At 66.6% G+C, this 21,473-nt stretch carries 23 protein-coding genes; 14 read left to right on the top strand and 9 right to left on the bottom strand.

The window, feature by feature from the left end; translation table 11 throughout:
• Positions 1-57 precede the first annotated feature (57 nt).
• From aat to AC5P9F_RS11150, 3 genes are all read left to right on the top strand, one after another.
• Positions 58-798, top strand: a complete 741-nt coding sequence (gene aat / locus AC5P9F_RS11160; protein ID WP_274850223.1) for a leucyl/phenylalanyl-tRNA--protein transferase — start codon at positions 58-60, stop codon at positions 796-798.
• Positions 799-884: 86 nt separating this feature from the next.
• Positions 885-1,103, top strand: a complete 219-nt coding sequence (gene infA / locus AC5P9F_RS11155) for a translation initiation factor IF-1 (RefSeq protein WP_005409596.1) — start codon at positions 885-887, stop codon at positions 1,101-1,103.
• A gap of 200 nt (positions 1,104-1,303) precedes the next feature.
• A complete protein-coding gene (locus AC5P9F_RS11150; RefSeq protein ID WP_032966709.1) occupies positions 1,304-1,687 on the top strand; it encodes a hypothetical protein in 384 nt (127 codons plus the stop codon).
• 78 nt (positions 1,688-1,765) lie between these two features.
• Here the strand turns inward: AC5P9F_RS11150 and clpA are convergent, their stop codons facing one another.
• The gene (gene clpA, locus AC5P9F_RS11145; RefSeq protein WP_005409594.1) at positions 1,766-4,051 is read right to left on the bottom strand and encodes an ATP-dependent Clp protease ATP-binding subunit ClpA; all 2,286 of its coding nucleotides are present in this window, start codon (positions 4,049-4,051) and stop codon (positions 1,766-1,768) included.
• Between the two features lie 138 nt (positions 4,052-4,189).
• Between clpA and AC5P9F_RS11140 the strand changes: the two genes are divergently transcribed.
• Complete coding sequence (locus tag AC5P9F_RS11140; RefSeq protein WP_099479173.1) at positions 4,190-5,002, top strand: APH(6) family putative aminoglycoside O-phosphotransferase; 813 nt, start codon at positions 4,190-4,192, stop codon at positions 5,000-5,002.
• Positions 5,003-5,139: 137 nt separating this feature from the next.
• Here the strand turns inward: AC5P9F_RS11140 and clpS are convergent, their stop codons facing one another.
• Positions 5,140-5,466 (bottom strand): ATP-dependent Clp protease adapter ClpS, encoded by a 327-nt coding sequence (gene clpS, locus AC5P9F_RS11135; protein WP_005409592.1) that lies wholly within the window; start codon positions 5,464-5,466, stop codon positions 5,140-5,142.
• Positions 5,467-5,578: 112 nt separating this feature from the next.
• Between clpS and AC5P9F_RS11130 the strand changes: the two genes are divergently transcribed.
• The 8 genes from AC5P9F_RS11130 to AC5P9F_RS11095 all read left to right on the top strand — a co-directional run bounded on the left by AC5P9F_RS11130 (position 5,579) and on the right by AC5P9F_RS11095 (position 10,630).
• The gene (locus tag AC5P9F_RS11130) at positions 5,579-6,049 is read left to right on the top strand and encodes a hypothetical protein (RefSeq protein WP_005409591.1); all 471 of its coding nucleotides are present in this window, start codon (positions 5,579-5,581) and stop codon (positions 6,047-6,049) included.
• A gap of 1 nt (position 6,050) precedes the next feature.
• Complete coding sequence (locus tag AC5P9F_RS11125; RefSeq protein ID WP_005409590.1) at positions 6,051-6,512, top strand: NUDIX hydrolase; 462 nt, start codon at positions 6,051-6,053, stop codon at positions 6,510-6,512.
• The gene (gene mnmA / locus AC5P9F_RS11120; RefSeq protein WP_180881214.1) at positions 6,509-7,651 is read left to right on the top strand and encodes a tRNA 2-thiouridine(34) synthase MnmA; all 1,143 of its coding nucleotides are present in this window, start codon (positions 6,509-6,511) and stop codon (positions 7,649-7,651) included. Before AC5P9F_RS11125 ends, mnmA begins: the two co-directional genes overlap by 4 nt.
• Positions 7,648-8,262, top strand: a complete 615-nt coding sequence (hflD, locus tag AC5P9F_RS11115; protein ID WP_005413279.1) for a high frequency lysogenization protein HflD — start codon at positions 7,648-7,650, stop codon at positions 8,260-8,262. The genes mnmA and hflD overlap by 4 nt, the downstream gene beginning before the upstream one ends.
• 219 nt (positions 8,263-8,481) lie before the next feature.
• Positions 8,482-9,672 carry a methyl-accepting chemotaxis protein gene (locus AC5P9F_RS11110; protein ID WP_005409587.1) on the top strand — a complete coding sequence of 397 codons (1,191 nt, stop codon included), beginning with the start codon at positions 8,482-8,484 and terminating at the stop codon, positions 9,670-9,672.
• Positions 9,673-9,770: 98 nt separating this feature from the next.
• Positions 9,771-9,986 (top strand): hypothetical protein, encoded by a 216-nt coding sequence (locus AC5P9F_RS11105; protein WP_032966708.1) that lies wholly within the window; start codon positions 9,771-9,773, stop codon positions 9,984-9,986.
• 137 nt (positions 9,987-10,123) lie between these two features.
• Positions 10,124-10,456: a hypothetical protein gene (locus AC5P9F_RS11100; protein ID WP_447382654.1), complete on the top strand. Its 333-nt coding sequence runs from the start codon at positions 10,124-10,126 to the stop codon at positions 10,454-10,456.
• A 3-nt stretch (positions 10,457-10,459) separates the two neighbouring features.
• Complete coding sequence (locus tag AC5P9F_RS11095) at positions 10,460-10,630, top strand: hypothetical protein (protein ID WP_495231943.1); 171 nt, start codon at positions 10,460-10,462, stop codon at positions 10,628-10,630.
• Positions 10,631-10,752: 122 nt separating this feature from the next.
• Here the strand turns inward: AC5P9F_RS11095 and AC5P9F_RS11090 are convergent, their stop codons facing one another.
• A complete protein-coding gene (locus AC5P9F_RS11090) occupies positions 10,753-11,301 on the bottom strand; it encodes a hypothetical protein (RefSeq protein WP_274850209.1) in 549 nt (182 codons plus the stop codon).
• 4 nt (positions 11,302-11,305) lie between these two features.
• Positions 11,306-14,065, bottom strand: coding sequence for a bifunctional diguanylate cyclase/phosphodiesterase (locus AC5P9F_RS11085; protein WP_005409584.1), 2,760 nt, complete (start codon positions 14,063-14,065; stop codon positions 11,306-11,308).
• A 131-nt stretch (positions 14,066-14,196) separates the two neighbouring features.
• Between AC5P9F_RS11085 and AC5P9F_RS11080 the strand changes: the two genes are divergently transcribed.
• Complete coding sequence (locus AC5P9F_RS11080; RefSeq protein ID WP_005409583.1) at positions 14,197-16,299, top strand: sensor histidine kinase; 2,103 nt, start codon at positions 14,197-14,199, stop codon at positions 16,297-16,299.
• A 4-nt stretch (positions 16,300-16,303) separates the two neighbouring features.
• A complete protein-coding gene (locus AC5P9F_RS11075) occupies positions 16,304-18,076 on the top strand; it encodes an EAL domain-containing protein (RefSeq protein ID WP_111174296.1) in 1,773 nt (590 codons plus the stop codon).
• 408 nt (positions 18,077-18,484) lie between these two features.
• On the opposite strand, the gene AC5P9F_RS11070 is transcribed toward AC5P9F_RS11075, so the two are convergent.
• The 5 genes from AC5P9F_RS11070 to AC5P9F_RS11050 form a co-directional block, all read right to left on the bottom strand.
• The gene (locus tag AC5P9F_RS11070; protein WP_005409581.1) at positions 18,485-19,702 is read right to left on the bottom strand and encodes an ATP-binding protein; all 1,218 of its coding nucleotides are present in this window, start codon (positions 19,700-19,702) and stop codon (positions 18,485-18,487) included.
• A 91-nt stretch (positions 19,703-19,793) separates the two neighbouring features.
• Complete coding sequence (locus tag AC5P9F_RS11065) at positions 19,794-20,132, bottom strand: flagellar protein FlgN (protein WP_005409580.1); 339 nt, start codon at positions 20,130-20,132, stop codon at positions 19,794-19,796.
• Positions 20,129-20,434, bottom strand: coding sequence for a flagellar biosynthesis anti-sigma factor FlgM (flgM, locus tag AC5P9F_RS11060; RefSeq protein ID WP_005409579.1), 306 nt, complete (start codon positions 20,432-20,434; stop codon positions 20,129-20,131). Before flgM ends, AC5P9F_RS11065 begins: the two co-directional genes overlap by 4 nt.
• A gap of 75 nt (positions 20,435-20,509) precedes the next feature.
• Positions 20,510-21,166 (bottom strand): flagellar basal body P-ring formation chaperone FlgA, encoded by a 657-nt coding sequence (flgA, locus tag AC5P9F_RS11055; RefSeq protein WP_062606981.1) that lies wholly within the window; start codon positions 21,164-21,166, stop codon positions 20,510-20,512.
• Positions 21,167-21,345: 179 nt separating this feature from the next.
• Positions 21,346-21,473 (bottom strand): integrase core domain-containing protein (locus AC5P9F_RS11050; protein WP_146256670.1); only part of this gene is annotated, 128 nt, incomplete at its 5' end.

Raw genomic sequence — 21,473 nt, 5'->3', positions numbered from 1 at the left:
CGTTGGACGCTGATGGTGCCAGACATCAGCGGTCACCACGGCGAATACAATGGCGGCATGACCCGCCAGCTGCCCTGGCGCCTGGCTGATGCGCCGGACGCCCCCTTTCCTCTAGCCGAGACCGCGCTGCGCCAGCCCGATGGCCTGCTCGCCGTCGGCGGTGACCTGAACCCGGTGCGCCTGCTCAATGCCTACGCTGGCGGCATCTTTCCGTGGTTCAGCGAGGGCGAGCCGATCCTGTGGTGGTCGCCGGACCCGCGCATGGTGTTCCGCACCGAGGGCGTGCATCTGTCCAGCCGGTTCCGCCGCCAGCTGCGCAGCAGTACGTGGGAGGTCACCGCCGACACCGCCTTCAGCCGCGTGATGCGCGCCTGTGCGGCAGCACCGCGGCCCGGCCAGGACGGCACCTGGATCAGCCCGGCGATGGTCGAGGCCTACGGCCAGCTGCACGACCTGGGCTTCGCCCATTCGTTTGAAGTCTGGGACCGGCAGACCCTGGTCGGTGGCATCTACGGGGTGGCAATCGGGTCGATGTTCTTCGGCGAAAGCATGTTCAGTGGTGCCAGCGGCGGCTCCAAGATCGCCCTGGCCGCCCTGGCATCCACCCTGCATGGTTGGGGCTGGGAACTGATCGATGCCCAGGTGGAGAATCCGCACCTGCTGCGGATGGGCGCCGAGCACCTGCCGCGCGCGGAATTCCTGCAGCACGTGCGCCGGGCCGTGCGCGGTGACGGCCGGGAAGGCCCGTGGACCCAGGCGGTTGGACGCCTGCCAGCACGGCGTTTGGCCGGGGGTTAACACAAACTTTGCAAGCTGGCGCCGTCACGCGTAAAATACCGCGCCTTAGGCCCAGCGTGGCCGTTTTCTGAACCGCACAGGACTACATGTCGAAAGACGATTCCATCGAGTTCGAGGGCACCGTCAGCGAGACGCTGCCGAACACCACTTTCCGCGTTCGCCTGGAAAATGGGCACGAAATCATCGCCCATATCTCCGGCCGCATGCGCAAGAACTACATCCGCATCCTCACCGGTGACCGGGTCAAGGTTGAAATGACCCCGTATGACCTGACCAAGGGTCGTATCACCTACCGCATGAAGTAAGCGGTCGGCGCCTGGCGCCACTCGACAAGGCCAGCCCTGGTTGCTGGCCTTTTGTCATGCCCGGAATCCGGCCCTGCCGGAGGTCACCGTGACCGAGCTCACCGTGGCGTCGGTCAGCCCCGCTTGCGGCAGATTCGCGCCTGCAGCCGCCGCGGCATCGTGGGATCCGATCCAGTCCGGATCGCCACCCCCTCCCGATCATGAACGCCCTGCTCCCGCACGTCCTGCTGCCGGCAGTTCTGCTGGTCAGCCTCCCCCTGGCGGCATTCGCCGCTGAACCCAGCAAGCCCTCCAACGCGTCCGAGTGCATTGCCCTCGGCGCCAATCGTGATATCCGCCCCTCCAGCACGGAACGCGAGGTGCTGCTGCGCGACGGTGACAACCACTATCGGGTGCACCTGCAGAAGCGCTGCCTGGGCGCTGCCGCCTCGGCCAGCTATGTCTTCTTCACGCCCAGTACCCCTGAACGGATCTGCGGCGATGCCCGCAGCACACTGAAAACCGACAGCAACCACTGCACCGTGACCCGGATCGAACCGATCGATGCGGCGACCTTCAGGCGGCTGGCGCAGCAGGGGCGTTGAGTTGCAGTGCATGCGACAAGGGCGGCCGAAGCCGCCCTTGTCATTTCCAGTCTTTCACGCCAAGCCTGCGGCGTCAGCTCATTCCACCGTGACCGGCAGCAGCCGCTCCGGCTCGGCCTGGGTCTCGACCACCAGCTCGTCGTCGCGCACGTCGATGCTGACCTTGCCGCCGTTGACCAGCTTGCCGAACAGCAGTTCGTCGGCCAGCGGACGCTTGATCTTGTCCTGGATCACGCGGGCCATCGGACGGGCACCCATCAGCGGGTCGAAACCATGGTGGGCCAGCCAGTCGCGCGCGGTCGGGGTGGCCGACAGGCTGACGTGCTTGTCCTGTAGCAGCATCTCCAGCTCGATCAGGAACTTGTCGACCACGCGCAGGATGTGCTCGAAGCCCAGCGCCTGGAACTGCACCACCGCGTCAAGACGGTTGCGGAATTCCGGGGTGAAGCTGCGGCGGATGGTCTCCATCGCGTCGGTGGCATGGTCCTGCTTGGTGAAGCCGATCGACCGCCGCGAGGCCTGCGCGGCGCCGGCATTGGTGGTCATCACCAGCACCACGTTCTTGAAGTTCGCTTCGCGACCGTTGGTATCGGTCAGCACACCGCGGTCCATCACCTGCAACAGGATGTTGAAGATGTCCGGATGCGCCTTCTCGATCTCATCCAGCAGCAGCACGCAATGCGGCGTCTTGACGATCTTCTCGGTCAGCAGGCCGCCCTGGTCGAAACCGACGTAGCCCGGAGGCGCGCCGATCAGGCGGCTGATCGAATGCGGCTCCATGTACTCGGACATGTCGAAGCGGACCAGCTCGATGCCCAGCTGCAACGCCAGCTGCTTGGTCACTTCGGTCTTGCCGACGCCGGTCGGGCCGGCGAACAGGAAATTGCCGATCGGCTTTTCCGGGTTGCCCAGGCCCGAACGGGCCAGCTTGATCGCCGAGGACAGCGTCTCGATGGCCGGGTCCTGGCCGAAAATCACCATCTTCAGGTTGCGCTCCAGGTGCTGCAGCACATCCTTGTCGGTGGCACTGACCTGCTTGGCCGGGATCCGCGCCATCTTGGCCACGATCGCCTCGACCTCCTCGACGTCGATCAGCTCCTTGCGCTGCTCCTCGGGCAGCAGGCGCTGGCGGGCACCGGCCTCGTCGATCACGTCGATGGCCTTGTCCGGCAGCAGGCGGTCGCCGATGTGCTTCACCGACAGGTCCACTGCGGCCTGCAGGGCCTCGTCGGAGTAGGTCACACCGTGATGCAGCTCGTACTTGGACTTCAGGCCCTGCAGGATCTCGTAGGTCTCGCCCACCGTCGGCTCGACGATGTCGATCTTCTGGAAGCGGCGCGCCAGCGCCCGGTCCTTCTCGAAGATGCCGCGGTATTCCTGGAACGTGGTCGAGCCGATGCAGCGCAGCTCGCCCGACGCCAGCGCCGGCTTGATCAGGTTGGACGCATCCATGGTGCCGCCCGACGCCGAACCGGCACCGATGATGGTGTGGATCTCGTCGATGAACAGCACCGCGTTGGGCACCTTCTTCAGCGCGGTCAGCACGCTCTTCAGGCGCTTCTCGAAGTCGCCACGGTACTTGGTACCAGCCACCAGTGCGCCCAGGTCGAGCGAGTAGATCACCGCGTCGGCCAGCACGTCGGGCACCGAGCCTTCGATGATGCGGCGGGCCAGGCCCTCGGCGATGGCCGTCTTGCCTACGCCCGCCTCACCGACGTACAGCGGATTGTTCTTGCGGCGGCGGCAGAGGACCTGGATGGTGCGCTCGATCTCGTCGGCACGGCCGACCAGCGGGTCGATGCGACCGGCCCGGGCCTGGTCGTTGAGGTTGCTGGCGAATTCGGTCAGGGCATCTCCCTTGGGCTCGCCCTCCCCGCCTTCCATGCGGCTCTCGCCCTCCGGGGACGAAGACGACTGCTCGCCTTCATCGCCCAGCTTGGCGATGCCATGGGACAGGTAATTGACCACATCCAGCCGGGTCACATCCTGCTGGTTGAGGTAATAGACGGCGTGGGAGTCCTTTTCGCCGAAGATGGCGACCAGCACATTGGCGCCGGTGACCTCCTTCTTGCCCGAGGACTGCACGTGGTACACGGCCCGCTGCAGCACACGCTGGAAGCCCAGGGTCGGCTGGGTGTCGCGGCCATCGTCTTCCGCCAGGCGGGACACGGAGGCCTCGATGGCCTGCTCCAGCTCCTGGCGCAGGCGGTCGGCATCGGCACCACAGGCCTTCAGTACGGCCTGGGCTGACGGGTTGTCGAGCAGTGCCAGCAGCAGGTGTTCGACCGTCATGAACTCATGCCGGGCCTCACGGGCGCGCTTGTAGCACTGGCCGATGGTGTGTTCGAGGTCTTTGCTGAACATGGATTACTCCGGCGGCAGATGGGGACAATATGCGGCCTGACTACGCGATTTCCATCACCCTAGCGGATTGCTGCGTTCAGATGGCGTTAGCAGTACAGATCGCTTGATCTTCATTCACTCCAGGACAGCCCACCCAGCATGAGCGAACCCTACCTGAGCCGCTGGCGATTGCGGCGTGATGGCCCGGCCCTCCGTACGCCCCACGCCCGGCTCTGGCCGGTGCTGACCGCTGCGGGCGAGCCAGCGATGCTGAAGATCAGCAGCGAGACCGAGGAGCAGAACAGCCATCGCCTGCTACGCTGGTGGAACGGCGATGGCGCCGCCCGCCTGCTGGCCCACGAGGGGCCTGCGATCCTGATCGAGCGTGCCCGCGGTGACTCGCTGCGACAACGCTCGATCGAGGGCGACGATGACGCCTGCACCGCGATCCTGTGCCAGGTCCTGCAGCGGCTGCACCGGCCACGGAGCGCGCCGCCAGCGGAACTGGTCTGCCTGCGTAGATGGTTCGCCGACCTGCTGCAGCCAAGGGCTGTGCTGCCGCCACTGCTGGAACAGTGCAGATCACTGGCGGAGGGGCTGCTGCGTGACGAACAGGAGATCCGGCCGCTGCACGGCGACCTGCATCATGACAATGTGCTGGATTTCGGCCCGCGCGGCTGGTTGGCGATCGACCCGAAGCGACTGCTGGGGGACCGTGCGTTCGATTACACGACGATGTTCAGCAACCCGGACCTCTGTGGTCCGGGCATCCACGTTGCGACGCGGCCCGAGCGGTTTGCGATCCGCCTTGAGCAGGTCTGTGCGCTGGCCGAACTGGAACGCACACGCCTGCTGCGCTGGATCGCGGCCAGCACTGCGCTGTCGGCAGTGTGGTTCAGGGATGACGGCGACCCGGCCGATATCGACGAGACAGTCGCCCGGATGGCCCTGGAGGCGCTGGCGGAGAGGTGAGACCCGCGCTTGGCAGGTGCGCACCTTGGCGGGCACGCCCCATCCACGGTCGATACGGGCTTCTGCCTTGGTAGGTGCCCACCTTGGTGGGCACACCCATCCGGGATCGATGTGCCCGGACGAGAACCGGCAGCCGGTCAGGCCTTTTCCATCGTGCACAGCAGCGGGTGCTGGTTCATCCGCGAGTACTCGTTGACCTGGGCGACCTTGGTCTCGGCCACTTCGCGGGTGAACACCCCGCACACGCCGCGGCCGCGGGTATGGACGTGCAGCATCACCTGCGTGGCCTTGTCCAGGTCCATGCTGAAGAACTGCTGCAGCACATCCACCACGAAATCCATCGGGGTGTAGTCGTCATTGAGCAGCATCACCTGGTAGAACGGCGGCGGCGCCACTTCCGGGCGCGCGGCCTCTACGGCGACGCCGTGCTCGTGCTGGGAATCGGGGGAAGACTCATGGGGCATCGGGCCATTATAGAGGCTCGGGCGCGCCTGCGTCGGCCTGCCGCGGATTGGACGGCACGCACGCCCACCGTCACAATTGCACCCTCTCTCAACACTGTTTCACAGGATCTTCATGAAAAGGACCCTTCTCCCCGCCCTCCTGATCGCTCTGGCTGCCACCGGCTCCGCTGCCGCCGCAGACGCCGACAAGGCCGTGGCCCGCCATCTGGACAAGCTGGGCTACACCTACGAAGTCGATGAGGACGGCGACTACCGCATGGTCTTCGACGTCGAGGGTGACCGCACCCAGATGGTCTACGTGCGTTCGTCGGTGGAAGATTTCGGTACCCACAACATCCGCGAGATCTGGTCGCCGGCCTACAACGCGAAGACCAAGCAGTTCCCGGTGGCCGTGGCCAACCGCCTGCTGGAAGATTCGCAGGATGCCAAGATGGGCGGCTGGGTAAAGCAGGACACCACCGCCATGTTCGTGGTCAAGATCGACGCCGATGCCACTGCCGACCAGCTCAGCGACGCCATCGATGCGGCCATCCGCACCGCCGACGCCATGGAGCTGGAACTGACCAAGAAGGACGAGTTCTGAGTTGAACGCCACGCCGGACCCGCGCTGGGCACCGCACGCCACCGTTGCCACGGTGGTGGTCGACGGCGGCCGCGTGCTGCTGGTTGAAGAGACCATCGATGGCCGGCAGGTGCTGAACCAGCCGGCCGGCCACCTCGAGCCGGGCGAAAGCCTGGCCGAGGCAGCCCTGCGCGAGACCCGCGAGGAAACCGGCTGGACGGTGCAGCTGACCCATTTCATCGGCTGCTACCAGTGGACTGCCGGCGACGGCACTGCCTTCCTGCGCTTCTGCTACGCGGCGCGCCCGGTCTCGCACGACCCGGCGCAGCCACTGGACACCGGCATCGACCGCGCGCTGTGGCTGACCCCGGCCGAACTGCAGGCCGCCGGCGAGCGCCAGCGCAGCCCGCTGGTCTGGCAGGTGGTGGCTGATTACCTGGGTGGCCAGCGCCATCCGCTTTCGCTGGTCCGGGAGGTCGCATGAGCACTCCGCGCGTGATGGTGGGCGTCTCCGGAGGTGTCGACTCTTCGGTCGCCGCCTGGCGTCTGGTACAGCAGGGCGAAGCCGTGGCCGGCCTGTTCATGCAGAACTGGGCCGACGATGGCAGCGGCGACTGCCGCGCCGAGGACGACCGCCGCGATGCGGTGGCCGTCTGCGGCCTGCTCGGCATCCCGTTCCACTTCCGCGATTTCTCCAGCGAGTACTGGCAGGGCGTGTTCGAGCACTTCCTGGCCGAGTACGCCGCCGGGCGCACCCCGAATCCGGACGTGCTGTGCAACCGCGAAGTGAAGTTCAAGCACTTCCTGGATGCCGCCCGCGAGCTGGGCGCCGAACGCATCGCCACCGGGCACTATGCACGGGTGACCCAGCGTGGCCACCAGTGGCTGCTGCTGCGCGGCGCCGACCGTTCCAAGGACCAGAGCTACTTCCTGCACCAGCTGGGCCAGGAGCAGCTGGCGGCCACCCTGTTCCCGATCGGCGACCTGGAAAAGACCGACCTGCGCCGGATCGCGCGTGACGTCAGCCTGCCGACCCACGCCAAGAAGGACTCCACCGGCATCTGCTTCATCGGCGAGCGTGACTTCCGCGAGTTCCTCGGCCGCTACCTGCCGGCCAAGCCCGGCCAGATCCTCGACCCGGCCGACGGCAGCGTGATCGCCGAACATCCGGGCGTGTTCTATTTCACCCTGGGCCAACGCGAGGGCCTGAACATCGGCGGCGTGCGTGGACGCCCGGCCGCGCCGTGGTACGTGGTCGGCAAGGATGTGGCCAGCAACGTGCTGTACGTGGACCAGGACCGCGACAGCAAGTGGATGCTGTCCGAGCGCCTGCGTTCGGAAACCGCGCACTGGATCGCCGGTTCGCCGCCGGCACGGCGCTTCGAATGCACCGGCCAGACCCGCTACCGCCAGCCCGATGAGCCGTGTACGGTCCAGGTGCTGGACGATGGCAGCGTGCTGGTCACCTTCGCGCGCCCACAGCGCGCCGTTACCCCCGGTCAATCACTGGTGCTGTATGACGGTGACGTGTGCCTGGGTGGCGCGGTGATCGCCGCCACCGATGCGCCGCTGGAACAGCGCCTGCGCACCACCCCTTCCCCTTTTGAGGTAATCGCTGCATGAGTTTCACTGTCGACGACCGCGTCCTGGCCCTGGCCGGCATTGCCCAGGCCCTGCAGCAGGTACGCCGCATCGCCGATACCGGCCATTCCGACGCCGCCGCCGTGCGCACCGCCGTGGACAGCGTGTTCCGTGTCGATGCGTCCTCGCCGCAGGAGGTGTTCGGTGACCGCCATGCACTGAAGTCCGGCCTGCGCCTGCTGCACAACTACTTCCGCAGCCAGGGCCAGGACCCGATCCTGCCCAAGCTGGCCCTGTCGGTGCTGCAGCTGGAGCGCCGCTTCGTTCAGGATGGCGCCACCGTGAACAAGGTCGCCTCGGGCATCGAGCGCGCCCAGCGCCAGGCCACCGAACTGGGCGACAGCGGCCACCCGGACGTGCTGGCCAACCTGGGAGGCCTTTACGCCGACACCATCAGCCACCTCAAGCCGCGGGTCATGGTGCAGGGCAACCCGCACTACCTGGGCCAGGCTGGCGTGGTGGCCGAGATCCGCGCCCTGCTGCTGGCCGCGGTGCGCGCGGCGGTGCTGTGGCGGCAGCTGGGTGGCAGCTACTGGGACTTCCTGTTCAGCCGCAAGGCGATGATCGAGGCCGTGGACCGGCAGCTGGCCTGAGGGTGTGGGGTCAGAGCCCTTTTCCATGGAAAAGGGATCCGACCCCGTTGCTGTCTGCCCCAGCGGTCGGATCCCTTTCCGGCAAGGAATGGGCTCTGACCCCGAAGCCGCCAAGGCGCCGGAAAACCGGCGCATTCAGAATGCACTTCGAGGCATATCGACGTTAAAGAGAAAGGGGGTACGGCCGATACATCCTCCGTGCACCTCCCGAGAACGTCCATGTACTCACGCATTTTCATCCGTCTGGCCGCCCCCCTGGCTCTGACCCTGCTGCTCCCCTTCGCCATCGGTTTCGAATGGCCGGCCGCCCTGCGCTGGGCGATCCTGACCACGATGACGCTGAGCTGGCTCGGCTTTGCGTGGTGGACCACCCGCGCCCAGGCACACCGTTCCCCGGAACACGCCCGTGTCCTGCGTGAGCAGGACCAGCTGCTGACCGAACTGCGCAATTTCGTCGGCAACGAGATCGAGGGTTCGCGCGGCGAAGTGGAACGCGCCCGTGACCTGATCCGCCAGGCCGTCTCCAGCCTCGGTGGCAGCTTCGATGCGATGAACCGCAAGTCGCGCCAGCAGAGCCAGGCCCTGTCGCGCATCGTCGACCGCGCCGGTGACGAAGGCAACGCCGGCCTCGACGTTGCCCGTTTCGCCCAGCACGCCAGCCACCGCATGGAACAGCTGGTCGAAGCGCTGGAACAGGTGAGCGGCCAGAGCAGCACCACCGTGCAGCACATCGACCAGATGGCGCAGCACCTGGATGGCATCTTCGCGCTGCTGGAAGACGTCAAGTCGATCGCCGACCAGACCAACCTGCTGGCCCTGAACGCTGCCATTGAAGCGGCACGTGCCGGTGAAGCCGGTCGCGGCTTCGCGGTGGTCGCCGACGAAGTGCGCAACCTGTCCGAGCGCTCGACCACCTTCAACGAGCAGATCCGCAAGCTGGCACACAGCTCCAAGGACGCCATCGCCAAGGTGCGCGAGACGGTCTCGCACATGGCCTCGCGTGACATGGACCGCTCCCGCGAAGCGCGCCAGGAAGCGGCGGCGATGCTCGACAACGTCGCGCAGATCAACGCCTCGCTGGGTGACGGCATGCGCGAAGTGTCCGAGTGCGCCCGTTCGATCGATGGCAGCGTAGCCGAAGCCGTGCGCGCCCTGCAGTTCGAAGACATCGCCACCCAGGCGCTGGGCGGCGTGCACACCCACCTGGACCGCCTGACCGCGATCAACCGCGAAGCGGTGGCCCTGCAGGAACTGCTGCACCGCAATGGCGGCGTGTTCGACGAAGAGATCGCCACCGCCCTGCAGCGCACCGGCAGCCGCCTGCGCGAACTGCGCAGCGAATGGGAACGCCCGCCGCACAAGCCGGTTGCCCAGCAGAGCATGGGCGCCGGCACCGTCGAGCTGTTCTGACCCTGATGTCCGCTGCCCTCGTCGGCAGCCCGCAAGGCCCCGGTTCGTCCGGGGCCTTTGCCTGTGACCCGCCGTTGGATGCATCCTGTACCCGCACCATGACCCTGATCCGCGCCCTGCCCTCTCTCACCGATACCGAGCGCCCGCGCAACGCGAGCGTGCGTGAGCAGCTGCAGCAGCTGGAGGATGTGGCACGCGAGGAGATCCGCGAACTGCAGCAGCTGGCGGACGCGCGCCCCGCCCCGTCGCGGGCGGACGAGGCACTGCTGGGACTGGCCTGGGACCTGGGGTTGGACGGGGAAGCGCTGAAGTAGATCCACGCCATGGGTGGACGGCTTTCATCCGCCGGTGTGACGTCTGGCCCTCGCCGCAACATCCACGCATGGCGTGGATCTACCGGGGTGGCGAAATCGTTGTGGCATGATCCACCGATCCCGTTCATGGAAGACCGATGGCCATCACCCTGATCGCACTCCTGCTGATCGAGACCGTCCTTCTGATGGCCTGGGTGGCCGGTTATTTCAGTTGGGGCATCACCCTGTTCAACGAACGCATCGCGGCGTCACCGGCCATGCAGGCCCGGCTCTCGCTGGGCAGCCTGGAACGTGACCTGCCGCAGGACAGATGGCTGCAATTGGCCTTCCATGCGCTGCCCGATGGCAGCATGGCGTTCCGCGAGAGCTTCGCGCCAAGCTTCGGCCTGCGCTACTTCCCGGTGATGCGCGGTCGCATCGTACTCAACGCGCGACGGCACGAAGTGCGGGTGATCGGCCTGTGCAGCTGATTCGTGGCGATCCTGTCGCTGCTGCTGTTGCCGCTGGTGGCGATGCGCCCGATGGTGGCGCCCATGCTGCTGGTGCTGCCGCTGTTCCTGGCCAGCTATCTGGTCCAGAAGCGGCGCTATGCGGCCATTGTCGAGGCATTGCGCATGCAGTTGAAAGCGGATTTTCCGAGGTAGATCCACCCCATGCGTGGATGATCGAGAGGCACAGGCATCCGTGCCGACCAACGGTCGGCACCCACCAAAGCGGGTTGCGGTAGATCCACGCCATGCGTGGATGGTCGCCATGCGGCGCCTGCTTAGGTATCCGAGACACCCTTTCCGTGCCGACTGAGAACACCCGAGACAATCCCCGCGCCAATCGCGCCGAAACCGAAAGCGATGACATTCCTGACGGTCGATATGAGCAGCGCGAAGTTCAGTTGCCACGCGGTAGGAGGTAACCACCTGGAAATGTCCTGCAGCCGATCAGATAGCAGCTCGAAGCTCAGATAGTTCACGCTTGCACTGAGTATCAGGAGACTTCCAAACACACATTTCGAATGGTCGCCATGTACGTTTCTTCTGCAGAAGAGGTAGAAAACCAGGTAGAAATTGATCACCAACGACGCAATGGCGCTGGCGAAACTACCGTCGGCCGTGATGAAACGCGCCTCCGGCAGCCGTGCCTGAAGCTCACTGAGCCCACCCCAAGTGCAGAGCGCGACGACAACGAACATCTCGACCATGCGCATGTCGCTAGTTCGGGAAGGATCGTCGATCCATTCCCGGAAGCGAACAGGCAAACTCTTCGCGTCGCAATCCTCGCCCGATCCTGCTGATGAAATATTGCGCAACTGAGGAATCATCTACTCAGCGCACCAGCATCACTTCCCCACTGGCATCGGTGCGCAGCGAAACCGGCTGTGGCTGGCGCAGCCACTGCGCCAGGTCGCGCGGGCTGAGCGGGCGCGAGTACAGGTAGCCCTGGATCTCGTCGCAGCCCTGGCGGCGCAGCATGTCCTCTTCCTGGTGCGTTTCCACGCCCTCGGCCACCACCTTCATGCCCAACGCGTGGCCCAGGTGCACGATGGCCTGGGTCACTTCAGCCGTACCCGAATCGTGCAGCATGCCCTGCACGAAACTGCGGTCGATCTTCAGGCGCCCCACCGGGAAGCGGTTGAGGTAGTTGAGATTGGAGAAGCCGGTGCCGAAGTCATCCACCGCCAGCGGCACGCCGTGCCGTTCCAGCACGTCGAAGCAATGGCGCAGGATGTCGGTGTCACGGATCAACGCCGACTCAGTCAGTTCCAGCTCCAGCCGCTGTGGTGGCCAGCCATGGGCGTGGCAGATTTCGATCACGCGCTCGGCAAAGCCGCGGTCTCGCAGCTGTACCGCAGAAACATTCACCGCAATGCGGTCGAAACGCAGTCCGGCACGGTCCCAGGCGGTTGCCTGGCGGCAGGCCTCATTCAGCACCCAGTCGCCGATCCGCACGATCTCGCCGCATTTTTCGGCAATGGGGATGAACTCGGCCGGGCTGCAGTAGCCGATCCCGGGGCGGTGCCAGCGCAACAGTGCCTCGATCGCCGGCGGCTCGCCGTGGTGGGCGTGCAGCAGCGGCTGGTAGGCCAGGCTGAACTCTTCGCGCTCGATGGCGCCGTGCAGGGCATGCTCCAGCTCCAGCTTGCGCTGGATGCGGGCCAATGCGTCCTGGCTGTAGTACTGGTAGGTGTTGCGCCCCGCTTCCTTGGCCGCGTACATCGCGGCATCGGCGGCACGCAGCAATGAATCGAAATCGGTCTGTGCATCGCCCAGCATCGCGATGCCGACGCTGGCGCCGACCTTCAACGTGGTCTCGCCACGCCGCAGTGGCTCGGCCAGCGAAGCGATCAGCTTGCGCGCGACGTGGCCGGCGTCTTCCGGCTCGGCCAGGTCGCGCAGTACCACGATGAATTCATCACCACTGAAGCGGCCGAACAGATCGTTGTTGCGCAGGTTCTGGTGCAGGCGCGTCGCCGCGGCCTTCAGCAGTGCATCACCGGTGGCGTGGCCGAAGCTGTCGTTGATGGTCTTGAAGCCATCCAGGTCGATGAACAGCATCGCCAGCGATGTGCCACGGTCACGTGCTTCTTCGATGGCCTCTGCCGTCTGCTCGCCGAGCAGCACGCGATTGGGCAGGCCGGTCAGCAGATCGTAGTGGGCCAGCAGTTCGATGCGCTCGTTGGCCTCGCGTTCGCGGGTGATGTCACGGAACAGCACCACGAAGCGCGGTGGCAGGCCGTCACGGCGGTCCAGCTCGATCAGCACCTGCACCCAGACGCGCAGGCCGGACTGGCGGTAGAAGCACAGGTCCAGCTGCTCGGGCAGCCCGCCGTTGGCGATGCGCGCCAACGCCGCTTCGAAGGCATTGCGTGAGTCCTCGGTGTACAACGCCAGCGCCTGGTCGAGGGTGATCGGTTCCTTGCGCAGGCCGTGAATGCGATAGCACTCCTCGGTCCACTGCATGTGCCGGGTCTTCACCTCGATCTCGCAGCCGCCGATGCGGCCCAGCGCGGAGACGCGGTTGAGCAACTCGGTGCGCCAGCGGATCAACGCGTCGGTCTGGTGCTGCTCGGTGATGTTCTGCACCTGTCCGAGCAGTCGCTTGGGCTGTCCGTCCATGTCCAGCAACGGCTGCATCCACAGCCGCAGGTGCTGCGACGGCTCGTTGCCCCGGGTCAGTTCCAGTTCGAGATTGGCGGCACGGCCATCGCGCCACAACCGCCGCCACGCCGCACGCAATGCGCCACGTGAACGTGGGTGCAGCTGCTTCAGCCAGCGCCGCTGGCCGGGTACGGCGCCCTGCTCCAGCGCAAGCATCGAACGCAGCTCCGGCGACCACCAGAAATGACCACTGTTGGGGTCGAACGACCAGCTGCCCATGCTGGCGATGCGCTGGGCCTCGCTCAGGTGAAGCTGCTGTTCCTGCAGCAGCCCTTCCAGCTGCTTCTGCTGTTCGATATCGGTATGGGTACCGACCATGCGCAGCGGCTGGCCATCGGCGGTGCGCGCGACCACGCGGCCCCGGTCCAGTACCCAGCGCCACTGGCCATCGGCCTGGCGGAAACGGAACTGCGCGCTGTACTGCTCGCTCAAGCCACGCAGATGCTCTTCCAGTGCGGCCCGCACCTGGGCGATGTCCTCGCCGTGCACGCGGGCCAGCATCTCGGTGGCGGTTTCATCGCCCACTGCCGGGGTGCGCACCACACGGTCACTGGGAATGTCCCAGTCCCACAGGCTGTGGCCGGCACTGTCCAGCGCCAGCTCCCAGCGCCCACCGCCGCCGAGCGGCACCGGTTCGGGAATGCTCAGCGTGAAGGCCAGCAGGTTGCCGGCGCCATCGTGCACGGCGCGCAGGTGGCCATCGTAGTGCCCGTGCGGGCCACCCGGCAGCGTGCAGGCCACGATGCCGCCATCGGCGGCCATCAGGCGCAGATCTTCCAGCATCGGCGCATACGCAGCCACGGTGGCCGGCAGGCCATGCTCGCGCGCAGCCGGATTGGCCGCCAGCGGTCGGCCCGTGCGGTCGACGATGACCAGCGCCGACGCAAGCGGGTGCTGCAGCAGGCTGGCGATGATCCCTTGGTCCACGCGATCTTGCTCCGGATGACACGCCCGTCAGCGGGGCACGCAGTGGTTAACGGCGCCTGCGGCGGATAATTGAGTGGTCTGGGCGCACCTGCGCGGTAAGATGGCCGGCGCCCCTTTCAACCAGCCCGTCCATGCCTGCAGAACCGACCGGCACCGCCCTTGTACCCGATCCGCGGATGGCGCAGGCGCTGAGCCGCGACCGGCGACGGGTGGTCCTGAGCTACCTGGTGATGGCATTGGCCTGGATGATCGCTTCCGACAGTGCCGTGCAGGCGCTGGTGCCGGATCCGCAGCAGGCGGCGATGTGGCAGAGCGTGAAGGGCTCGTTCTTCGCACTGGCCAGTGCCGGCCTGCTGTATCTGCTGCTGCGGCCGCTGGCCGAGCATGTGCTGCACACCCATGCGCGCCAGCAGGCCTCGGAGCTGCGCCTGCGGCAGATGTTCGAGGGCAACCCCGGCCCGATCCTGGTCTACGACCTGGACACGCTGGCGATCCTCGATGCGAATCCGGCTGCTTGTACCGCCTTCGGCTGGGAGCGTGACGAACTGCTGGAGCAGACCATCGACGCGTTGTGGCCGCCAGGCCAGGACCAGGCGCTGCAGACCAAGCTGGAGGCGATCCGCGAGGCGCCGGAGGAACTGTGCATCCTGCGTACCCAGCTGCAGCTGCGTGACGGCTCGCTGCGGCAGATGGAACTGCGCTCCAACGCCATCAGCTATGACGGCCACAACGCCCGCTTGTTGATTGCCATCGACCGCACCGCCGAAGACCTGGCCCAGCTGCGCCGTGACCAGGCGCTTGCGCGGGTGGAAGAAGCCCACGAACTCGCGCGCATCGGCGCCTGGGAACTGGACCCGTCCACCGGCATGGGCCGCTATTCCAACCAGGTCTACCGCCTGCTTGGCCGCCGGCCGCCGGAAGCCCGCCGCTGGCACCGCTTCGACGAGCTGCTGGTTCCCGCCGACCCCGCCACCGCCACCCAGACCGAACAGCTGCTGGCCGACCTCTGCTCGGGTGATCCGGTGCAGGTGGACGTACTGCTGCCCCTGCTGTCGATGGACGGACGCGCCCTGATGGTGCACCTGCGTGCCGCCAGTGGTGTCGATGAGTCCGGCCGCAGCCGCGTGCTGGGCACCCTGCAGGACGTGACCGAGCGGGAGCAATCGCGGCGCCTGCTACGCGAGCGCGAGGAGCAGTTCCGCGAACTGGTGCGGGTGCTGCCCGATGGCGTGGTGATCCTCTCCGACGAGCACGTGCTGTACACCAACGCCTGGGCGGCCAGCCTGTTCGGCTATGGCAGCCATACCCTGCTGGGTGAGCCGCTGTCGGCGCTGGTCGCTGCCGGTGATCTGGCCCGCGTCCGCGGCCAGCTGCGTGCAGGGCAGCCACACCTGGGCCCCGGCCACAGCAGCGTGGTGGCCATGCAGCGCGCCGACGGCCGCAGCTTCCATGCCGGCCTGGCGGTGGGCGAGGTTCGCTATGGTGGCCGCGACTGCAAGCTGCTGATCGTGCGCGACCTCAGTGATTCCGAACGGACGCGCAGTGCACTGGAAACCAGCAACCGCGAACTGCAGGCGATGGCCGGCCGCCTGTTCTCCCTGCAGGAAGACGAGCGCCGCGCGATCTCGCGCGATCTGCACGACGACATCGGCCAGGCGATCACGGCGATCAAATTGTCCGCCCATGCCGCGCAGGACGAGCACGATCCGCAACGCCGCGCCGAGGACCTGGCACAGATCGTCAGCCTGGCCGACACCACGGTAGCCAAGCTGCGCGACATCTCCACCCTGCTGCGCCCTCCGCAGCTGGACGCGCTGGGCCTGGAAGCAGCCCTCAGCTGGCAGGCACGGGTGCTGTTCCGTTCTTCGCAGGTGGAGCTGCTGGCCGAGATCGAGCCCCTGCCTCATCGCCCCGACAACAGCATCGAACAGGCCTGCTTCCGCATCGCACAGGAGAGCCTGACCAACGTGCTGCGGCACGCACGCGCGAGCCAGGTGCACCTGCAACTGCGCGACATCGGCAAGCGCAGCCTGCACCTGCAGATCCGCGACGACGGCGAAGGTTTCGACCCGGACGGCCCGCGCGGCCTGGGTCTGATCGTGATGCGCGAGCGCGCGCAGAGTGTCGGCGGCCATGTGCGCATCGAGTCCGCACATGGCGAAGGCACCCTGATCGACGTTCACCTCCCCTACCAGGCGGCCAGCATGGCCGCCGTTGAGTCACCGGAATACTGAGCCTATGTGGAATCCCAACCAGCCGCCGGTCAGCATCGATGATGCACCCGATCGCCTCGGTGCCGGCAACCCCGAGCTGCAGGCGATGGTCGCCGAAGCGGCCTCCGGCGGCACCACGCTGATGCTGATGCACGTGGACATCGACCACTTCGCTTCAGTCAACGAGAACATGAGCGCCGAGGTGGGTGACCAGGCGCTGGTGCTGGTGGCGCAGCGGCTGCAGTCCTACCTGCGGGGTCGCGGCAAACTGTGGCGGCATGGCAGCGACGAGTTCCTGATCGCAGTCCCGCGCAACGCCGACGTGCCGCTGCCGGAGGACTTCGCCGAGGAGATCCGGCAACAGATGGAGTTGCCCCTGTCGGTGCTGCCGTACACGCTGTTCATGACTGGCAAGCTGGGGGTGAGCCTGTGCCCGGAACACGCCAGTAACGCCTCGCGACTGCTCGACCACGCCGAGGATGCGCTGTACCAGGCAGCCCGCGAAGGTGGGAACGCGGTGCGCATCCATGCAGTGGATACCCCGCCGAGCGCGCACAGCGAGAGCATCATCGCGCGCCAGATCGTCGACGCGATCCCCAACGGTGAGCTGAAGCTTCGCTACCAGCCGCTGGTCAGTGCCCGCGACGGCCATGTGGTGGGCATGGAGGCGCTGCTGCGCTGGCAGTCCCCCACGCTGGGCATGCTGGTGCCGGAGCGCTTCATGCGCACCGCCGAGCGACTGGGCATCATCGTGCAGATCGGCACCTGGGTGCTGGAGGGCGCGCTCAAGCAGGCCCGCCTGTGGCGCGACCAGGGCTTCGACGACTTCACCATTGCCGTGAACGTCTCCACCCTGCAGCTGCTGCGGCCGAACTTCTTCGCTGAAGTGATGGGCCTGATCCAGGCCGCGGGCGTGCCGGCACAGATGCTGACGCTGGAGATCAACGAAAGCGCGCTGACCAACAATGTCAATTTCGTGCACGAGACACTGGCCAACCTGCGCAACGAAGGCATCAGCCTGAGCCTGGACAACTTCGGCACCGGCGATTCCAGCCTCAGTGCGCTGGTGCGTTACCCGGTGGACAAGCTGAAGATCGACCGCAGTTTCATCAAGAGTGCACCAGCCGGCAACCGCGAAGCGGCCATCGCACGCGCGATCATCGCCATGGGCCACCAGCTGGGCATGACTGTCATTGCCAACGGCGTGGAATCGCAGGCGCAGCTGGGCTTCCTGCGCCGCAACGACTGCGACGTGTTCCAGGGCTACCTGTTCGGCGAACCGATGTCGGCCGATGCCGCCGGCATGACCCTGCGCCGCCGCTACCTGCGCCCGGAAGCCTTCGCCGAGACCCGCCCGGACCGCACGCTGCTGCTGCTGGACGACGAGGAGAACGTACTGCGCTCGCTGGTTCGCCTGTTCCGGCGCGATGGCTACCGCATCCTGGCCGCTGGCAACGTGCGCGATGCATTCGACCTGCTGGCGATCAACGACGTGCAGGTGATCCTGTCCGACCAGCGCATGAGCGACATGAGCGGCACCGAGTTCCTGGGCCGGGTGAAGATGCTGTACCCGGACACGATCCGGCTGGTGCTGTCCGGCTACACCGATCTGAACACGGTGACCGACGCGATCAACCGTGGTGCGATCTATCGCTTCCTGACCAAGCCGTGGAACGACGATGAGCTCCGCAAGCACATCCACCAGGCGTTCCGCACCTATGAGGAGCAGCGTCGCAGCAACGCCGGTCCGGCGCCTGCCGAGAGCGGGGATGGCGGCGAGGATCGCCCGCTGCGGTAACGATCCCGTCTGGTAGAGCCGGCCGCTGCCGGCTGCTCTCGATGCCTGGTTCAAGGAGGTTGCCGGCCAGCGGCCGGCACTACCCGAAGCGCGAACCCGGTCGGGGACAAGCCCTGGTAGAGCCGGCCGCTGGCCGGCTGCTCTCGATGCCTGGTTCAAAGAGGTTGCCGGCCAGCGGCCGGCACTACCCGAAGCGCGAATCCAGGTCGGGGACAAGCCCTGGTAGAGCCGGCCGCTGGCCGGCTGCTCTCGATGCCTGGTTCAAAGAGGTTGCCGGCCAGCGGCCGGCACTACCCGAAGCGCAAACCTGGTCGGGGACAAGCCCTGGTAGAGCCGGCCGCTGGCCGGCTGCTCTCGATGCCCGGTTCAATGGGGTTGCCGGCCAGCGGCCGGCACTACCCGAAGCGGTCAGCGCGGCTGCTTCACCGGCAGCACCACGCGGAAGCGCGAGCCCACGCCTGGGGTGCTGTCCAGGTCGATGCGGCCATGGTGCTTGTTGATGATGCTGTAGGAGATCGACAGGCCCAGGCCGGTACCGCTGCCCACCGGCTTGGTGGTGAAGAACGGATCGAAGATGCGCTGGCGCAGTTCCGGCGAGATGCCGCCGCCAGTGTCTTCAAATTCGACCCATACCTGGTCACCGTCGACACCGGTACGCACGGTGATCGTGCCACGCTCGGCAATGGCGTGGCCGGCGTTGAGCAGCAGGTTCATGTAGACCTGGTTCAACTCGGACGGCAGGCATTCCACCAGCGGCAGCTGGCCGAACTCACGCACCAGGGTGACCTTGTACTTGAGCTCGTTCCAGATGATGTTGATGGTCGATTCCAGCCCTGCGTGCAGGTCGACCAGCTTCCACGATTCGTCGCGGCCGGAATACGAGAAGTCCTTCAGGTCACGCACGATGCGGGTCACCCGTTCGATGCCTTCGCGCGATTCGGCCATCAGCTGCGGCAGGTCGCGGCTGATGAAATCGATGTCCAGGCGGTCACGGATATCGTCGATTTCCGGAATCAATGCCTTCGGGTCGGGCGCACGAAGGGCGCGTTCGTAGGCTTCGATCACCGTGAACAGGCTGCGCAGGTACTCCTGCAGGCTGCCCAGGTTGGAGTGCACGTAGCCGATCGGGTTGTTGATCTCGTGCGCCACGCCGGCAGCGAGCTGGCCGATGGACGCCATCTTTTCCGACTGCAGCAGCTTTTCCTGGGTACCGTTGAGGCGCAGGTAGGCCTGGCGCAGCTCGGCATGGCGCTGCTGCAGCTCGCGCTCGTAGTCTTCCTGCCCTTCGATATGGCGGAACAACGCCAGGAAGTGCCCTTGGCCGACCGGGCCGTGGTGGTAGAGGTGGGCGATGACCACACCCTCCCCCAGCGGCAGGCTGCCGTTCCAGTGACCATGCTGCCGCGCCTGTTCCAGCGCATCGGGTGGCAGCAGCTCACGCAGCCGCTGCGGCGGCAATGCACCGTCCTCCCCACCGGCCAACAGGTTCTGCGCAGCCGGATTGGCCAGCGCCACCTGCCCGTCTTCAGTGAACAGCAGCAGCCCTTCGCGCAGGCGCTCAAGCAGGGCCTGCAGCACCGGCTGCGGAGGAAGGGGGGCGGTAACCAGGGCGTTGGCAGCGGACACGGCGACTCGGGACGTTCGAACAGGCGCCCAATATACGCGGTCACGCAGCGGGCTTCAGCCCGCGGGGGTGGGTAGTGCGACCGCCGTCGCGTCAGGCGACGGCGAGTGGGCGGCGGGCAGTGACGGTGTGTGACTGGCCCTTGGCGTCATAGGCCGAGGCGTCTTCGGTACGGCCCAACTGGCGCAATGCCCAGTTGACTTCGCGTCGGCGCCGCGAAAGCAGCACGCCATTGGCGCGGTTGCGCTCGGCCAGCTCCTGCAGCTGCTCGCCCTGCCCCACCGGCGGCGCGCCTTCCAGCGCACGCAGCGCTTCCAGCTTGGCGCCGGTGGCCCGGATCAAGGCGTGTACGTCGTGCTCGACCAGGGCCTGGCGTTCAACGTCCAGGGCCTGGGCGAGGCGCTGCAGCGGCTCGCTCATCGCCGCGGTCATCCGTGCAGCTGCTGGTCCAGATCGAGCATGCGCGATGCGATCGCGTCCGGATTGATCTTGTAGGTGCCGTTCTGCAGCGACTCGCGCACGGCGGCCACGCGCTGGGCGTCGATCGCCGGGGCGGTGGTCAGCTCACGCTCGATGGCCTGCAGATTGGTGGCCTCGCCGGTCAGGCGCAGGCTGTCGGCCGCCTCGACCGGGCGCGCCGCCGCATCGGTGCTGACGCCGGGCTTGTTGGCCGGGGTCGTCACGCTGCGCAGTGCCTGGGGGACCTGCAGGTTGCCGTCGATTTTCTGGCTCATGGGGTGTCCTGGAGTTGCCGTTCACAAGGGATAACGGCCGCAGGGCCGTGATCTTTAGGGATATTTTGCGGTAATTCAACGCGCCACGATTACGTCACCTGCGGCATCGACCGTGCCCTGCACGATCCGCCGCGAGGACAGGTTCTCGACCGAGACCCGCTCGTTCTCACCGGCATCACCCATCGCACGGCCGGCAATGCGGACCTCGACCGAACCGCGACGCGACACCAGGGCTACATTGTCTCCTCGCTTGATGAGACGCTGAACCACCAGGTCGTTGTTCGACAGCAGGGCCCCGGCCTGCAATGGACGGCGGGCGATGCGACCGATCGCCGCGTTGGGATCGGCCAGCACGGCACCGGCAATCCGGGCAGCGTCACGCTGGGCAGTTGTGATATCGGCGGCGGTGAGGGTTTCTCCAGTGCCGATTCCACGGTTGAGCACCAGCACGGTCTGGTTACGCCGCACCTTCACCGGTACGAACAGGCGCCAGCCGCCCGCATCGGGGCAACTGACCTCTACGGTGGTGTTGGCGGTGGGCTGCACCTGCAGCGCGCCGCCACACTTCGGCAGGCGCAGCGCGTCGGCCACCTGGGCCTCACCCTCGCTGCCCGCCGGCAAGGTCGTCAGCGCTGCGGCGCGGATGCTGGCTACGGGCTGCCAGTCGGCGGCAGCCGCCCACGGCGAGGCCAGGGCAAGCGCGATGGCCAATAGAGATGTGACCCGGCGCATGGCGCCTCCTGTCGATGGGACCTGGCCCAGCTGCGTGCAAGGGGCGTGCCAGAGACCACGTCTCGGGATGGCGATGTGTAGAGTCGACTGTTAGTCGACTCTCGCGCGAAGCGCGGGATTTCCCGCGATCGGATAAGAGCAGTCGACCGCGAAGAGCAGTCTGCTAGAAGAGCAGTCGACTAACTGTGTAAACCCACCACGTTGTTCAGCAGGACTCTGGAAATAGGTGGCTGGCCACCGATCCCCATGTGAGGGCGGTGCCAGTTGTAGTGGTGCAGCCATTGGGTCAGCACGGAATTGCGCTGGT

It is taken from the genome of Stenotrophomonas sp. YJH_SMC_4 (assembly GCF_059371575.1).
The sequence above is the reverse complement of the archived record's forward strand: the minus strand, read 5'-3'. Positions and strand labels throughout refer to the sequence as shown.

Bases quoted from the DNA above. Each gene is read 5' to 3' on its own strand.
- aat (WP_274850223.1), top strand. From the start codon at position 58: ATGACCCGCCAGCTGCCCTGGCGCCTGGCTGATGCGCCGGACGCCCCC.
- infA (WP_005409596.1), top strand. From the start codon at position 885: ATGTCGAAAGACGATTCCATCGAGTTCGAGGGCACCGTCAGCGAGACG.
- AC5P9F_RS11150 (WP_032966709.1), top strand. From the start codon at position 1,304: ATGAACGCCCTGCTCCCGCACGTCCTGCTGCCGGCAGTTCTGCTGGTC.
- clpA (WP_005409594.1), bottom strand. From the start codon at position 4,051: ATGTTCAGCAAAGACCTCGAACACACCATCGGCCAGTGCTACAAGCGC.
- AC5P9F_RS11140 (WP_099479173.1), top strand. From the start codon at position 4,190: ATGAGCGAACCCTACCTGAGCCGCTGGCGATTGCGGCGTGATGGCCCG.
- clpS (WP_005409592.1), bottom strand. From the start codon at position 5,466: ATGCCCCATGAGTCTTCCCCCGATTCCCAGCACGAGCACGGCGTCGCC.
- AC5P9F_RS11130 (WP_005409591.1), top strand. From the start codon at position 5,579: ATGAAAAGGACCCTTCTCCCCGCCCTCCTGATCGCTCTGGCTGCCACC.
- mnmA (WP_180881214.1), top strand. From the start codon at position 6,509: ATGAGCACTCCGCGCGTGATGGTGGGCGTCTCCGGAGGTGTCGACTCT.
- hflD (WP_005413279.1), top strand. From the start codon at position 7,648: ATGAGTTTCACTGTCGACGACCGCGTCCTGGCCCTGGCCGGCATTGCC.
- AC5P9F_RS11110 (WP_005409587.1), top strand. From the start codon at position 8,482: ATGTACTCACGCATTTTCATCCGTCTGGCCGCCCCCCTGGCTCTGACC.
- AC5P9F_RS11105 (WP_032966708.1), top strand. From the start codon at position 9,771: ATGACCCTGATCCGCGCCCTGCCCTCTCTCACCGATACCGAGCGCCCG.
- AC5P9F_RS11100 (WP_447382654.1), top strand. From the start codon at position 10,124: ATGGCCATCACCCTGATCGCACTCCTGCTGATCGAGACCGTCCTTCTG.
- AC5P9F_RS11090 (WP_274850209.1), bottom strand. From the start codon at position 11,301: ATGATTCCTCAGTTGCGCAATATTTCATCAGCAGGATCGGGCGAGGAT.
- AC5P9F_RS11080 (WP_005409583.1), top strand. From the start codon at position 14,197: ATGCCTGCAGAACCGACCGGCACCGCCCTTGTACCCGATCCGCGGATG.
- AC5P9F_RS11075 (WP_111174296.1), top strand. From the start codon at position 16,304: ATGTGGAATCCCAACCAGCCGCCGGTCAGCATCGATGATGCACCCGAT.
- AC5P9F_RS11065 (WP_005409580.1), bottom strand. From the start codon at position 20,132: ATGACCGCGGCGATGAGCGAGCCGCTGCAGCGCCTCGCCCAGGCCCTG.
- flgM (WP_005409579.1), bottom strand. From the start codon at position 20,434: ATGAGCCAGAAAATCGACGGCAACCTGCAGGTCCCCCAGGCACTGCGC.
- flgA (WP_062606981.1), bottom strand. From the start codon at position 21,166: ATGCGCCGGGTCACATCTCTATTGGCCATCGCGCTTGCCCTGGCCTCG.